We start from the raw sequence: 13,371 nt of genomic DNA, 5'->3' as shown, positions 1-13,371 counted from the left end.
GCACCGGTCAGCGGCCGCGCCGCACGGTGAAGTGGTCCACCCGCTCGCCCGACTCGGCGAGCGCGGTGACCCGCAGCGCCGGCCGGCCGCCCGGCTCGGCCTCGACCGCCAGGAACGAGAAGCCCGTGTAGCGCACGCGCGACCACTCCACCGCCTCCGGCGCCTTCTCCCGGTCCTTCGTCCAGTGGTACGTGTCCACTTGGCCGAGTTCCTTCTCGTGCCCCTCGTAACTGTCGGGGACGGGGAAGGAGTAGAGCTTGGCCCCGGCGCCGCCCGCGGTGACGTACACCGTGCCGTCGCGCGTCGGATCGGTGGTCTCGCCGATGGACACCCGCCGGCCCACCGCGCCGTGCCGGATGGCGTCGGTCCGCTCGTAGATGTGGTTGTGGCCGTTGACCACCAGGTCCACCCGGTGCTTGTCGAACAACGGCACCCACGCGTCGCGTACCCCGCCGTCCGAGGCGTGCGCGGAGGTGGTGGAGAACGCGCAGTGGTGGAAGAAGACGACGATGAAGTCGATGCCGTCGTCGCCGCGCAGCCGCCCCAGCGTCCGGTCCAGCCAGCGCGTCTGACGGCCGCCGGTGCAGCCGCGGTTGGCGGGGATCTCGTGGCTGACGTCGTTGGCGTCCAGCGCGACGACGCCCACGTTGCCGTAGGTGAAGGAGTACACGCCGGGCGCCTTGCGGGGGTCGGGGCCGGACTCGGGCAGCGACCAGCGGGCGAGTTGGCCGCCGTAGCCGTCGGGGGAGTACCACGCCTCCATGTCGTGGTTGCCGGTCGTCACCATCCACGGCACCCGCGAGGCCACCGACTCGGTCTGGGCGAGGAACTGGTCCCACACGCGGGCGTCGTAGGTGTCCGCGTCCGTGCCGTGCCCGGAGGAGTCGGCGTAGCAGATGTCTCCGGCGTGCAGGTGGAACGACGGGTTCTGCCCCAGGATCAACTGGTCGTTGGCGAGCGCGTCGTAGCTGACGCCCTGGTCGCCGAAGGCCGTGAAGACGAACCTCTCCGCCTTCGCCGGCGCGGTGCGGAACGTACCCAGGGTGCCGAAGCGGCGCGGGTCCGCCGGGTCGAAGCCGTCGTGGCCGGCGCCGTAGTAGTAGGTGGTGCCCGGCCGCAGCCCGTCCAGTGCGGCGTGCAGATACAACTGGTCGACGCTCGGCAGCTTTTCGCTGAGCGGCGGGGTGTGCAGCGGGCGGACCTCCGCCTCGATCTTGCGGCTGAGCTCCCACGGCCTGAGCCCGACTCGTACGTACGGCCTGCGCACCGCGAACGGCACCTGCCAGGAGATCCGCATCTGCGTCCGCGGATCGGCGCCGAACGCCAGATGGCGGCCGAACGGCGCCACCAGCGAGCCGTCCACGCGGGTCGCCGCCGTCGAGGGCACCAGGGTGGGCGCCGGGGACGCGGACGGCGACGGGGCGTCGCACGCGGCGCCGCTCAGCAGTCCCGCGCCCGCCACGCCGCCCGCCCCCGCCGCACCGGTCCGCAGCAGCCGTCTGCGGGAGAACCGCTCGCGCAGATACGCGTGCTGCTCGGCCATCGACATACGGCTGGCGAGGTGGTCGGGGATGCCGGTCCGTGGCGTGTCCATGGATCGTGACGGTGCCAGGCCGCGGCGACAGCGCGCGGTATTCCGGGTGAACGCGGCGCGTACGGCGCCCCATGAGTCCGAATGGCGGACGTCGAGTGTCATGCAATGGGACGCGGAGTAGGGTCCCGGTATGTCTCGCAGCATTCGCCTCGCAGTGATCCCCGGTGACGGTATCGGCCGGGAAGTCGTGGCCCAGGGCCTGAAGGTGCTCTCCGCCGTCCTTCCTCAGGACGTGAAGCTGGAGACCCGGGAGTACGATCTCGGCGCCAAGCGCTGGCACGCCACCGGCGAGACCCTGCCGGACGCGGAGCTGGAGTCGCTCAAGCAGCACGACGCCATCCTGCTGGGCGCCATCGGCGACCCGTCCGTACCGTCGGGCGTCCTGGAGCGCGGGCTGCTGCTCAAACTGCGCTTCGCCTTCGACCACTACGTCAACCTGCGCCCCTCGAAGCTGTTCCCGAACACGGCCACCCCGCTGGCCGGACGCCCCGACATCGACTTCGTCGTGGTCCGTGAGGGCACCGAGGGCCCGTACACCGGCAACGGCGGGTCCTTGCGCACCGGCACCCCGGCCGAGGTCGCCACCGAGGTCAGCGTCAACACCGCCTACGGTGTGGAGCGCGTGGTGCGCGACGCCTACGAGCGGGCCCAGGCCCGCCCGCGCAAGAAGCTGACGCTGGTCCACAAGAACAACGTCCTGGTCTACGCCGGCCACATGTGGAAGAAGATCTTCGACAAGGTGGGCGAGGAGTACCCCGACGTCGCCACCGACTACCTGCACGTGGACGCGGCGACGATCTTCTTCGTCACCCAGCCCGAGCGGTTCGACGTGATCGTCACCGACAACCTCTTCGGCGACATCCTCACCGACCTGGCCGCCGCCGTGACCGGCGGCATCGGGCTCGCCGCGAGCGGCAACGTCAACCCCACCGGCGCCTTCCCGTCGATGTTCGAGCCGGTCCACGGCTCCGCGCCGGACATCGCGGGCACCGGAAAGGCCGACCCCACCGCGGCGGTCCTGTCGGTGGCCCTGCTGCTGAGGCACCTGGGGTACGAGGGCGAGGCGGACCGGATCGAGGCGGCCGTCGCGGCCGACCTCGCCGAGCGCGACCCGGCGGCGCCGCGCACCACCGACCAGATCGGCGACGCGCTCGCCACCGCCGTCACGAACTGAGTCGCTGTGGTGGGCTACCGCGCGGTTGGGTGCGACCATCGACCCATTCCGCGCGGTGGCGTTCCCATGCCGCTCCCGCGCGGGCGATAATCGAACGTGGAGCCGCGCCACTCAGGCTGGGGGGAAACTCGGACGTCCTAGTATCTTGACGGGACGTACCAGGCGAGCGCGGTTCGCGACGACGAAGGTGAAGGACACGTAACACATGACGACGACCACGATCGCGCTCAAGCCCTCCCCGCATCCGCTGTCCGACGCGGAGCGGGAGCAGATCCTGGCGAACCCCGGCTTCGGCCGGCACTTCACCGACCACATGGTCACGATCCGGTGGACGGAGGGCTTGGGCTGGCACGACGCCCAGCTCGTTCCGTACGCGCCGCTGTCGATCGACCCGGCCAACATGACCCTGCACTACGCGCAGACCATCTTCGAGGGGCTCAAGGCCTACCGCCAGCCCGACGGCGGCGTCGCGACCTTCCGCCCCGAGGAGAACGCCAGGCGCTTCCAGGACTCCGCCCGCCGGATGGCCATGCCCGAGCTGCCCGTGAAGACCTTCGTGGCGGCGTGCGACGCGCTCATCACCCAGGACAAGGCGTGGGTTCCGGGCCACGGTGAGCAGTCGCTGTACCTGCGGCCGTTCATGTTCGCCACCGAGGTCGGGCTCGGCGTCCGGCCGTCGAACGAGTACCTGTTCATCGTGATCGCCTCGCCCGCCGGGGCGTACTTCCCCGGCGGTGTGAAGCCGGTCTCGGTCTGGCTCTCCGAGGAGTACGTGCGCGCCTGCCCCGGCGGCACCGGCGCGGCCAAGGCCGGCGGCAACTACGCCGCCTCCCTCGTCGCCCAGGCGCAGGCCGCCGACCACGGCTGCGACCAGGTGGTCTGGCTCGACGCGATCGAGCGCCGCTGGATCGAGGAGATGGGCGGCATGAACCTGTACTTCGTGTACGGGGACCGCATCGTGACCCCCGAGCTCACTGGTTCGCTGCTGCCGGGCATCACCCGCGCCTCGCTGCTCCGGATCGCCGCGGACCTGGGATACGAGGTCTCCGAGGGCCGGATCTCGGTGGAGGACTGGCGGAACGGCAACGCCGACGGCTCGCTGACGGAGGTGTTCGCCTGCGGTACGGCCGCGGTGATCACGCCGGTCGGCTCGGTGAAGTCCGCCCGCGGCGACTGGACGGTCGCGGACGGGCAGCCGGGCGAGGTGACGATGAAGCTGCGCAAGGCGCTGCTGGACATCCAGACGGGCGCGGCGCCGGACACGCACGGCTGGATGCACGAGATCCGCTGATCGCGGTCGACCACGGCTGAGGCCCGTACCGATGGTGCGGGCCTCAGCCGTGCCTGGGGCTCCGTCCCGAACCCCGGTCCTCAAACCCCGGACGGATGGGAAACCGAGGACTTCGCGCGGACCGGGGCCGCCGGGTGCGGGTCACGGGCCGTCAGGGCCGCGTACGCGACCGCCGTCACCGCCGCCGACAGCAGGAAGCTGACGTCGATACCGCCGGTGTGCGCGAGCAGCGGGCCGCTGTAGAGCGGGGTGGCCACCGCCGCCAGGCCCACCGCCGCGCCCAGCGCCCAGGCCGCCGTGGCGCGCACGTGCCAGCCCGCCCTGTACCAGTAAGCCCCGCCGCGCGCCCGCCGGTTGTACACCTGGAGCGCCTCCGCGTCGTACCTGCCGCCGCAGCGGAAGTAGCCGATCACGGTGACGACCGCCCACGGCGTGCCGACGGCGGTCAGGATCAGGACGAACGACGTCATCGCGTCCTGGGCGTCCCACGCGAAGTGGCCTGCGTACACGAGCACCGTGGAGACGGCGGCCACGGCGTAGGTGGCCTGGGCGCGGGTGGCGCGGGGCACGATGGCGTCGAGGTCCAGCCCCATGCTGTAGAGCATCAGGCCGGCGTTGCCGATCGAGCCGGCCGAGGCGGCGAGCAGCAGCGGCGGCAGGTACCAGGCCGGGGAACCGGCCACCAGCGGGCCCGCGTAGTCCGTGGCCGCGCCGACCGCCAGCGCGGTGAACGTACCGAAGAGCTGCGGCACCAGCAGGCCGATCACCAGGCCCAGCGAGGCGCCCCAGAAGACCTTGCGCGAGGTGTGCCGGCGGGGCGAGACGTAGCGGGTGTAGTCGCCCAGCAGCGTGATGAAGGCGATCGGGCCGCTGAGTCCGGCGGACACGGCGGCCAGCAGCCAGGTCTGCCAGAAGCCGCCGAGGAGGTAGGCGCTCCCGGCGGGGGCGGCCGTGGTGAACTCGCCCGCGTACGCGATCAGTCCGACGGCCAGCAGCAGGCTCATGCCGACGGCCAGCAGGCGGCTGAGCCGCAGCAGCACGCGGTAGCCGTACACGGCGCCCACGACCGTGCACCCGGCGAGCAGCGCGTAGACGGCCGCGTAGGCGAGGCCGCTGTCCGGCATCCCGAACATCCGGGTCAGACAGCCGACCATCGCGTCGCCGCCGACCCACAGCGTCAGGGCGGTGTAGCCGAGCGAGAGCAGCAGGCCGATCACCGAGCCGACGAGGCGGCCGCGGACGCCGAAGTGGGCGCCGCTGGAGGTGGACAGGTTGGTCCCGGTGCGCAGGGAGACCAGCGCGAGCGGTGCGGTCAGCAGGGTGCCGACGAGCGTGCCCGCGACCAGTGAGGTAACCGAGGGCCAGAAGCCGAGCCCGAAGGAGACCGGCAGCCAGCCGAAGATGACGACGCCCAGCGCGAGGTTGGAGCCGAGCAGGATGCTGACGAGGTCGCGCGGTGAACTGGTGCGTTCCTCGTCGGGGATGGTGTCGACTCCGCGTTGTTCTCTCGCTGTCGCCATGGCGATCTCCCTGGGGGACGGGGGTGGTGAAGGGGGCGAGCCGGGACGGCGGCACTTAGAGTGGCGTTCAATGTGAAGGATGCTGTGGCTCCCGTCAACCCCTTCTCAAGATGTGTTTCTCTGTTTAGAGTGACGCTCTAAATCGAGGAGGTGTGCGGAGTGCGGCTGACCCCTACGGAGCGCGACCGGCTGCTGCTGTTCGGCGCCGCGGAGCTGGCGCGGGCGCGCCGGGCGCGGGGCCTGCGGCTCAACGTGCCGGAGGCGACCGCCCTCATCGCGGACACGGTCTGCGAGGCCGCCCGCGACGGCCGGCGGCTGGCCGAGGCGATCGACGCGGCCCGCAAGGTGCTGGGGCCCGGCGACGTCCTTCCGGGCGTCGCGGATGTGGTCACCGAGGTGCATGTGGAGGCGGTCTTCGACGACGGCTCCCGGCTCGCCGTGGTGTCCGACCCGATCGCGTCCGACTCGCCCAGGGACCAGGCCCCCGGCGCGGTCATACCCGGACCGGCGCACCCCGAGCCCGAGCCCGCCGTGCGGCTGGCCGTCACCAACACCGCGACCGTGCCGATCAGCGTCACCTCGCACTTCCACTTCTTCGAGGCCAACCCGCGGCTGGACTTCGACCGGTCGGCGGCGTACGGGACGCGGCTGGCCATCCCGGCGGGCTCGTCGTTCCGCTTCGACCCGGGCGCCGAGGCCGAGGTCGGCCTCGTCCCCATCGGCGGCGCCCGGATCGCCATCGGCTTCGCCGGGCTGGTCGACGGTCCGCTGGACGCGCCCGGCGCCCGCGAGGAGGCCCTGCGCCGCGCCGCCGCCTGCGGCTATCTGGGCGCCGACGTGCAGGAGGAGAACCCATGACCACCGTCGACCCCCGCGACTACGCGGCCGTCCACGGCCCCCGCGCCGGCGACCGCGTCGTCCTCGGCGACTCCGGCCTCGTCGTCCGCGTCGAGTCCGACTCCCAGAAGCCCGGTGACGAGTTCCTCGCCGGCTTCGGCAAGACCGCCCGCGACGGGCTGCACCTGAAGGCCGCCGCCGTCCGCGACACCTGCGACGTCGTCATCAGCAACGTCCTGGTCATCGACGCGCTGCTGGGCATCCGCAAGGTGTCCATCGGGATCCGCGAGGGCCGCATCCACGCCATCGGCCGCGCGGGCAACCCCGACACCCTCGACGGCGTGGACGTGGTCGTCGGCACCGGCACCGCCATCGTCTCCGGCGAAGGCCTGATCGCCACCGCGGGCGCCGTCGACACCCATGTCCACCTGCTGTCGCCGCGCGTGATGGAGGCGTCCCTCGCCTCCGGCGTGACGACGATCATCGGGCAGGAGTTCGGCCCGGTGTGGGGCGTGGGCGTCAACTCGCCCTGGGCGCTGCGCCACGCCTTCAACGCCTTCGACGCCTGGCCGGTCAACATCGGCTTCCTGGGCCGCGGCTCCTCCTCCGACCCGGCCCCGCTGGTCGAGGCCCTCGCCGAAGGCGGCGCCTGCGGCTTCAAGGTGCACGAGGACATGGGCGCGCACCACCGCGCCCTGGACACCGCGCTGCGCGTCGCCGAGGACCACGACGTCCAGGTCGCCCTGCACAGCGACGGCCTCAACGAGTGCCTGGCGGTCGAGGACACCCTCGCCGTCCTCGAAGGCCGCACCGTCCACGCGTTCCACATCGAGGGCTGCGGCGGCGGACACGTACCGAACGTGCTGAAGATGGCGGGCGTGCCGAACGTCATCGGCTCCTCCACCAACCCCACCCTGCCGTTCGGCCGGGACGCGGTCGCCGAGCACTACGGCATGATCGTCTCCGTCCACGACCTGAAGACCGACCTGCCGGGCGACGCGGCCATGGCCCGGGACCGGATCCGCTCCGGGACCATGGGCGCCGAGGACGTCCTGCACGACCTCGGCGCGATCGGCATCACCTCCTCCGACGCCCAGGGCATGGGACGCGCGGGTGAGACCGTGCGCCGCACCTTCGCCCTGGCCGGGAAGATGAAGGCCGAGCTGGGCCCCATGGCCGACGACGGGGCGTACGACGACAACGCGCGCGTCCTGCGCTACGTGGCCAAGCTGACCATCAACCCGGCGCTCGCCCACGGCCTCGCGCACGAGGTCGGATCGATCTCCGTCGGCAAGCTGGCCGACATCGTGCTGTGGCGGCCGGAGTTCTTCGGCGCCAAGCCGCAGCTCGTGCTCAAGGCCGGCTTCCCGGCGTACGGCGTGACCGGCGACCCCAACGCGGCCACCGACACCTGCGAACCACTGGTGCTCGGCCCGCAGTTCGGCGCGTACGGCGCCACCCCCGCCGACATCTCGGTAGCCTTCACCGCCCTGGCCGCCGTCGACCGGGAGCACGACACCATGCCCACCCGGCGGCGCCGGGTCGCCGTCCGCGGCACCCGGGGCATCGGCCCGGCCGACCTCGTCCGCAACTCCCGGCTCGGCGACGTACGGGTGGAGAGCCGCAGCGGCCTGGTCACCCTCGACGGCGACCCGCTCCGCTCCGACCCCGCCGACCAGGTCTCCCTCTCCCGCCTGTACTTCCTCTGACGCCAGCCCCGGCCTCCCCTCCGAACCCGCCAAGGACCCCCATGACCAGCACCCCGGCCGCCGACGGATTCCGCATGCCCGCCGAGTGGGCGCCGCACGACCGCACCTGGATGGCGTGGCCCGGCCCCAACTTCACCTTCGGGGAGGAGGGCGGCGAGGCGCTGGCACGGGCCCGGCACGCCTGGTCCGCCGTCGCGCGCGCGGTGCGCCGCTTCGAGCCGGTCTCCGTCGTCGCGGGCCCCGGCCAGGGCCGGCCCGCCCGCAGGTACCTCGGCCCCGGCATCGACGTCTTCGAAGCGCCGCTGAACGACGCCTGGATGCGGGACATCGGCCCGACCTTCCTCACCTCCGACGACGGCCGGCTCGCCGCGGCCGACTGGGTGTTCAACGGCTGGGGCGCGCAGGACTGGGCGGTGTGGGAACTCGACCGGGAGATCGGCGGGTTCGTCTCCCGCGAGGCCGGTGCCCGACGCTACGCCTCCGAGCTGGTCAACGAGGGCGGCGGCATCCATGTGGACGGCGAGGGCACGGTGCTGCTCACCGAGACCGTCCAGCTCGACCCGGGCCGCAACCCCGGCTGGAGCCATGAGCGGGTCGAGGCCGAACTCCACGCCCACCTCGGCACAAGCAAGGCCATCTGGCTGCCGCGCGGGCTGACCCGCGACTACGACCGGTTCGGCACCCGCGGGCACGTGGACATCGTCGCCGCCTTCGCCGCGCCCGGCGTGGTCGTGGCGCACACCCAGCCCGACCCGGACCACCCCGACCACGAGGTGTGCCAGGAGATCGTCAAGCTGCTCCGCCACTCCACCGACGCGCGCGGCCGCGCCCTGGAGGTCGTGGAGCTGCCCGCCCCGACCGTGACGGAGGTGGACGGCGAGCCGGTGGACTACTCGTACGTCAACCACTACCTCTGCAACGGCGGTGTGGTGCTGTGCGCCTTCGGCGACCCGCGGGACGAGCACGCGGCCGGGATCTTCCGGCGGCTGTTCCCCTCGCGGACGGTGACACTCGTCGACGCCCGGGAGATCTTCGCCAGCGGCGGCGGCATACACTGCATCACCCAGCAGCAGCCGCGGGTGTGACCAGGTGACACAAGGGGGACCGGTGGCCGGTACCGGCCGGACGAAGCGGCGGGCCAGCCCGCCGCGCGAGGAGGTGCTGGCCGCCGCCATGCGCACCATCGCCGCGGACGGCCTGGCCGCGCTCACCATGGCGGGCCTCGGCCGCCAGGTCGGCATGAGCAGCGGCCACCTCCTGTACCACTTCCACAGCAAGGACGCCCTGCTGCTGGAGACCCTGATGTGGAGTGAGGACCAGCTCGGCGCGGAGCGGCGGGCGGCACTGTCCCGCCCGGTGCCCGTCCGCGAGCGCCTCGACGCCTTCGTGGAGCTCTATCTCCCCGACGCCGTGCGCGACCCGCGCTGGACGCTGTGGCTGGAGGTGTGGAACCGCTCGCAGGCCGCCGACGACACCACCCGCGCCCGCCAGCTGGAACTTGAGCTGGCCTGGCACCGCGATCTGGTGGCGCTGCTGGTGGAGGGCGCCTCGCGCGGCGAGTTCCGCGCGGTGGACGCCGAGCGCTTCGCGGTCCGTACGCGGGCGATGCTCGACGGCTTCGGTACCCACCTGGTGGTCGGGCTGCCGGGCGTGGACCGGGGACTGGCGCTGGGGCACATGCGGGAGTTCCTGGACGAGGCGCTGCTGCCCTGAGCCGCGCGGCGGCTCGCATCCTGAGACGGCGCACCGCGTGAAGCAGCGCTGTGCAAGACTGCCCCCGTGCTCTCGTTCGCCATGATTATTGGCAGCAGGCGCGCCGGTCCGCAGTGACCGCCCCGTACGACCCGGTACGGCGCGGACACCGTGTCCCCAGACCCGCGCGCAGACCTCTCGCACCCGCGAGGGGTCTTTTCGTTTCCCGGCCCACCCCCGCCGGGGACGCGGAGCGCGAGGGATCATAGGAGGGCGCGGAACCGGTCCTTCCGGTAGACCGAGATCGATCCCAGATGGAGTCAGATCAGCATGACGGACGCAAGCAAAACCGTCCCGGACGACAGCTTCCACGTCTTCGACACCACCCTGCGCGACGGCGCGCAGCGCGAAGGCATCAACCTGACGGTCGCGGACAAGCTGGCGATCGCCCGGCACCTGGACGACTTCGGCGTGGGCTTCATCGAGGGCGGCTGGCCCGGCGCCAACCCGCGGGACACCGAGTTCTTCGCCCGCGCCCGCGCCGAGATCGACTTCAGGCACGCCCGGCTGGTGGCCTTCGGTGCGACCCGCAAGCCCGGCGTCCGGGCCGCCGACGACCCCCAGGTCGCCGCGCTGCTGGCGTCCGAGGCCCCGGTGATCACGCTGGTCGCCAAGTCCCATGACCGCCATGTGGAACTGGCGCTGCGCACCACCTTGGACGAGAACCTGGAGATGGTCCGCGACACCGTCGCCCACCTGGTCTCCCAGGGCCGCCGGGTCTTCGTCGACTGCGAGCACTTCTTCGACGGCTACCGCGCCAACCCCGAGTACGCCAAGTCCGTGGTGCGCGCCGCGCACGAGGCCGGCGCCGATGTGGTGATCCTGTGCGACACCAACGGCGGCATGCTCCCGGCCCAGGTGCAGGCGGTGGTCGGCACCGTCCTGGCCGACACCGGAGCCCGGCTGGGCATCCACGCCCAGGACGACACCGGCTGCGCGGTCGCCAACACCCTCGCCGCCGTGGACGCGGGCGCCACCCACGTCCAGTGCACCGCCAACGGCTACGGCGAGCGGGTCGGCAACGCCAACCTCTTCCCGGTCGTCGCGGCCCTGGAGCTGAAGTACGGCCGCCGGGTGCTGCCGCCCGGTGCGCTGGCCGAGATGACCCGGATCTCGCACGCCATCGCCGAACTGGTCAATCTCACCCCCTCCACCCACCAGCCGTACGTGGGCCTGTCCGCCTTCGCCCACAAGGCCGGGCTGCACGCCTCGGCCATCAAGGTCGACCCCGACCTCTACCAGCACATCGACCCCGAGCAGGTCGGCAACACCATGCGGATGCTCGTCTCCGACATGGCCGGGCGCGCCTCGGTGGAGCTCAAGGGCAAGGAACTCGGCGTCGACCTGGGCGGCGACCGCGAGTTGATCGGCCGGGTGGTGGAGCGCGTCAAGGAGCGCGAACTGGCCGGGTACACCTACGAGGCCGCCGACGCCTCCTTCGAACTGCTGCTCCGCGAGGAGGTCGAGGGGCGGGGGCGCCGGTATTTCCGTACCGAGTCCTGGCGTGCGATCGTCGAGGGCCGCCCCTCCGGCGACCAGGCGAGCGGCGAGGCCACGGTGAAGCTGTGGGTCAAGGGCGAGCGCATCGTCGCCACGGCCGAGGGCAACGGCGGTGTCAACGCCCTGGACAACGCCCTGCGCGTCGCCCTGGGACCCTTCTATCCGCAGCTGGCCAAGCTGGAGCTGGTCGACTACAAGGTCCGCACGCTGGAGGGCTCGCACGGCACCGCCTCCACCACCCGCGTGCTGATCACCACCACGGACGGATCCGCCGAGTGGTCCACGGTCGGCGTCGGCGACAACGTCATCGCCGCGTCGTGGCAGGCGCTGGACGACGCGTACGCGTACGGGTTGCGGCGGGCCGGGGTGGAACCGCAGGAGTAGCGCGGCGATGGCTCGCGACGCCGCCCCCCCTAGCCGGTGGGCTCGGGCCGCCCCGGGCGAATGCCGCTCCGGGCGGGTGCTGCCCCAGGCGAATGCCGCCCCAGGCGCCTGCCGCTCCGATGTGTGCCCGGTGGCGGGTCCGCGAGCCGCCACCCCGCGCGCTATGTCGCTTATTACCCCATTCAGGTAGCGTCAAGGTATGCGGACGAGGCCGTTCCTGCTTCTCGCCGGGCTGCTGCTCACGCTGTGCGCCGCCGTTCTTCTCGCGGTGGCCGCGCCCGGCGCACGGGCGCAGACGGGCCTGGACGAGGCGGCCAAGGCCCTGCGGCAAGGGCCGGTCTACGTCGACCCCGGAGCCAGGGACCAGCTGTCCGCCGCCGAGGCCGACGACTTGGCGCGGAAGATCGAGGACGCCGACCGGGCCGTCTTCGTCGCCGTACTGCCCGAGAGCGACCGGTTCCCGCCCGAGAACCTGCTGCCCGACCTGCGCGCCAGGACCGGGATCACCGGCGTCTACGCGGTCCGCCTGGGCGACGGGTTCGACGCGGGCGCCGACGCCGCCGTCATGTCCAACCAGGCGGTGCGCAACCTCACGGCCTCCGTCGAACGGTCCGGCGGCACCGACGCGGCCGCCCAGCTCGACGACTTCGTCGACGGCGCGCTGGCACAGGCCAGGGGGCAGGCCCCCGCCTCCTGGGACGGCGACCGGCAGTCCGGTTCCGGCGTCACCGGCCTGGTCGTCCTCGGCCTGCTCGCCGTCCTGATCGGCGGCACGATGTACGTCACCACGCGACGCCGCCGCAGCCGGCGGGCCGAGCGCGAGCGGCTGGCGCTGAACAAGCTGCGCGTGGTGGTCGACGAGGACATCACGGCCTTCGGCGAGGAGCTGGAGCGCCTCGACTTCCACCCCGCGGACCCGGCCGCCGACGACGCGATGCGCGGCGACTACGAACGCGCCCTCGACGCCTACGAGACCGCCAAGGCGCGCATGGCCGCCGCCACCAAGCCGGACGACGTCCGCGGGGTCACCGAGGCGCTGGGGGACGGCCGCTACGCGCTGGTGGTGCTGGCCGCGCGACGCGCGGGCGACCCGCCGCCCGAGCGCCGCCCACCGTGCTTCTTCGACCCCCGGCACGGCCCCTCGACCACCGACGCCTCCTGGACCCCGGCCGGCGGCACGCCCCGCGACGTCCCGGTCTGCGCGGCGGACGCCGCCCGGCTGGCGGACGGGCTGGACCCCATGGCCCGCACCGTCGAGACCGCCTCCGGGCCCCGCCCGTACTGGGAGGCGGGACCGCTGTACGGACCCTGGGCAGGCGGGTACTTCGGCGGCGGCCTGCTCCCCGGGCTGCTGATGGGCACCATGCTCGGCTCGCTGCTGTCCACCCCCGCCTACGCCGACACCGAGACTCTCGGCGGCTACGAGGGCGGTGACGTCTCCGGCACGGACTTCGACGGCGGTGACTTCGGCGGCGGAGGCGATTTCGGGGGCGGCGGCGGGTTCGGCGGCTTCGGCGGTGGCGACGGCGGCGGTTTCTGACCCCTACGGCGCGCGAAGGCTGGCCGAGCCTGTCCTGACTGGGCATTATCGGGGCTGTGCGTTCCGCGCC

At 72.7% G+C, this 13,371-nt stretch carries 10 protein-coding genes; 8 read left to right on the top strand and 2 right to left on the bottom strand.

Features of this window, described 5'->3' with window-relative positions; translation table 11 throughout:
- Window positions 1–7: 7 nt before the first annotated feature.
- Window positions 8–1,594 (bottom strand): purple acid phosphatase family protein, encoded by a 1,587-nt coding sequence (locus ACQUSR_RS08815; protein ID WP_431041995.1) that lies wholly within the window; start codon window positions 1,592–1,594, stop codon window positions 8–10.
- A 130-nt stretch (window positions 1,595–1,724) separates the two neighbouring features.
- Between ACQUSR_RS08815 and ACQUSR_RS08810 the strand changes: the two genes are divergently transcribed.
- Together ACQUSR_RS08810 and ACQUSR_RS08805 are read left to right on the top strand one after the other, a co-directional pair.
- Window positions 1,725–2,768, top strand: coding sequence for a 3-isopropylmalate dehydrogenase (locus ACQUSR_RS08810; protein ID WP_431041994.1), 1,044 nt, complete (start codon window positions 1,725–1,727; stop codon window positions 2,766–2,768).
- A gap of 205 nt (window positions 2,769–2,973) precedes the next feature.
- Window positions 2,974–4,059 (top strand): branched-chain amino acid aminotransferase, encoded by a 1,086-nt coding sequence (locus tag ACQUSR_RS08805; protein WP_431041993.1) that lies wholly within the window; start codon window positions 2,974–2,976, stop codon window positions 4,057–4,059.
- An 80-nt stretch (window positions 4,060–4,139) separates the two neighbouring features.
- Here the strand turns inward: ACQUSR_RS08805 and ACQUSR_RS08800 are convergent, their stop codons facing one another.
- Window positions 4,140–5,579 carry a cytosine permease gene (locus ACQUSR_RS08800; RefSeq protein ID WP_431041992.1) on the bottom strand — a complete coding sequence of 480 codons (1,440 nt, stop codon included), beginning with the start codon at window positions 5,577–5,579 and terminating at the stop codon, window positions 4,140–4,142.
- 159 nt (window positions 5,580–5,738) lie between these two features.
- Here ACQUSR_RS08800 and ureA point away from each other — a divergent pair, with 159 nt between their 5' ends.
- The 6 genes from ureA (at window position 5,739) to ACQUSR_RS08770 (ending at window position 13,301) form a co-directional block, all read left to right on the top strand.
- On the top strand, window positions 5,739–6,437 hold the full coding sequence (gene ureA, locus ACQUSR_RS08795) for an urease subunit gamma (RefSeq protein ID WP_431041991.1): 699 nt from the start codon (window positions 5,739–5,741) through the stop codon (window positions 6,435–6,437).
- On the top strand, window positions 6,434–8,125 hold the full coding sequence (locus ACQUSR_RS08790; RefSeq protein ID WP_431041990.1) for an urease subunit alpha: 1,692 nt from the start codon (window positions 6,434–6,436) through the stop codon (window positions 8,123–8,125). Before ureA ends, ACQUSR_RS08790 begins: the two co-directional genes overlap by 4 nt.
- Window positions 8,126–8,166: 41 nt before the next feature.
- Window positions 8,167–9,210 (top strand): agmatine deiminase family protein, encoded by a 1,044-nt coding sequence (locus ACQUSR_RS08785; RefSeq protein ID WP_431041989.1) that lies wholly within the window; start codon window positions 8,167–8,169, stop codon window positions 9,208–9,210.
- A 22-nt stretch (window positions 9,211–9,232) separates the two neighbouring features.
- Entirely contained in the window at window positions 9,233–9,838 is a 606-nt protein-coding gene (locus ACQUSR_RS08780) for a TetR/AcrR family transcriptional regulator (protein WP_431041988.1), read from the top strand.
- Window positions 9,839–10,147: 309 nt separating this feature from the next.
- Window positions 10,148–11,761, top strand: a complete 1,614-nt coding sequence (cimA, locus tag ACQUSR_RS08775) for a citramalate synthase (protein ID WP_431041987.1) — start codon at window positions 10,148–10,150, stop codon at window positions 11,759–11,761.
- A 199-nt stretch (window positions 11,762–11,960) separates the two neighbouring features.
- A complete protein-coding gene (locus ACQUSR_RS08770; protein WP_431041986.1) occupies window positions 11,961–13,301 on the top strand; it encodes a hypothetical protein in 1,341 nt (446 codons plus the stop codon).
- The last annotated feature ends 70 nt before the right edge of the window (window positions 13,302–13,371 follow it).

This window comes from Streptomyces sp. P1-3, from assembly GCF_050613155.1.
In the GTDB taxonomy this organism is placed as follows: domain Bacteria; phylum Actinomycetota; class Actinomycetes; order Streptomycetales; family Streptomycetaceae; genus Streptomyces.
This window is presented reverse-complemented; position numbering and strand designations above follow the sequence as displayed.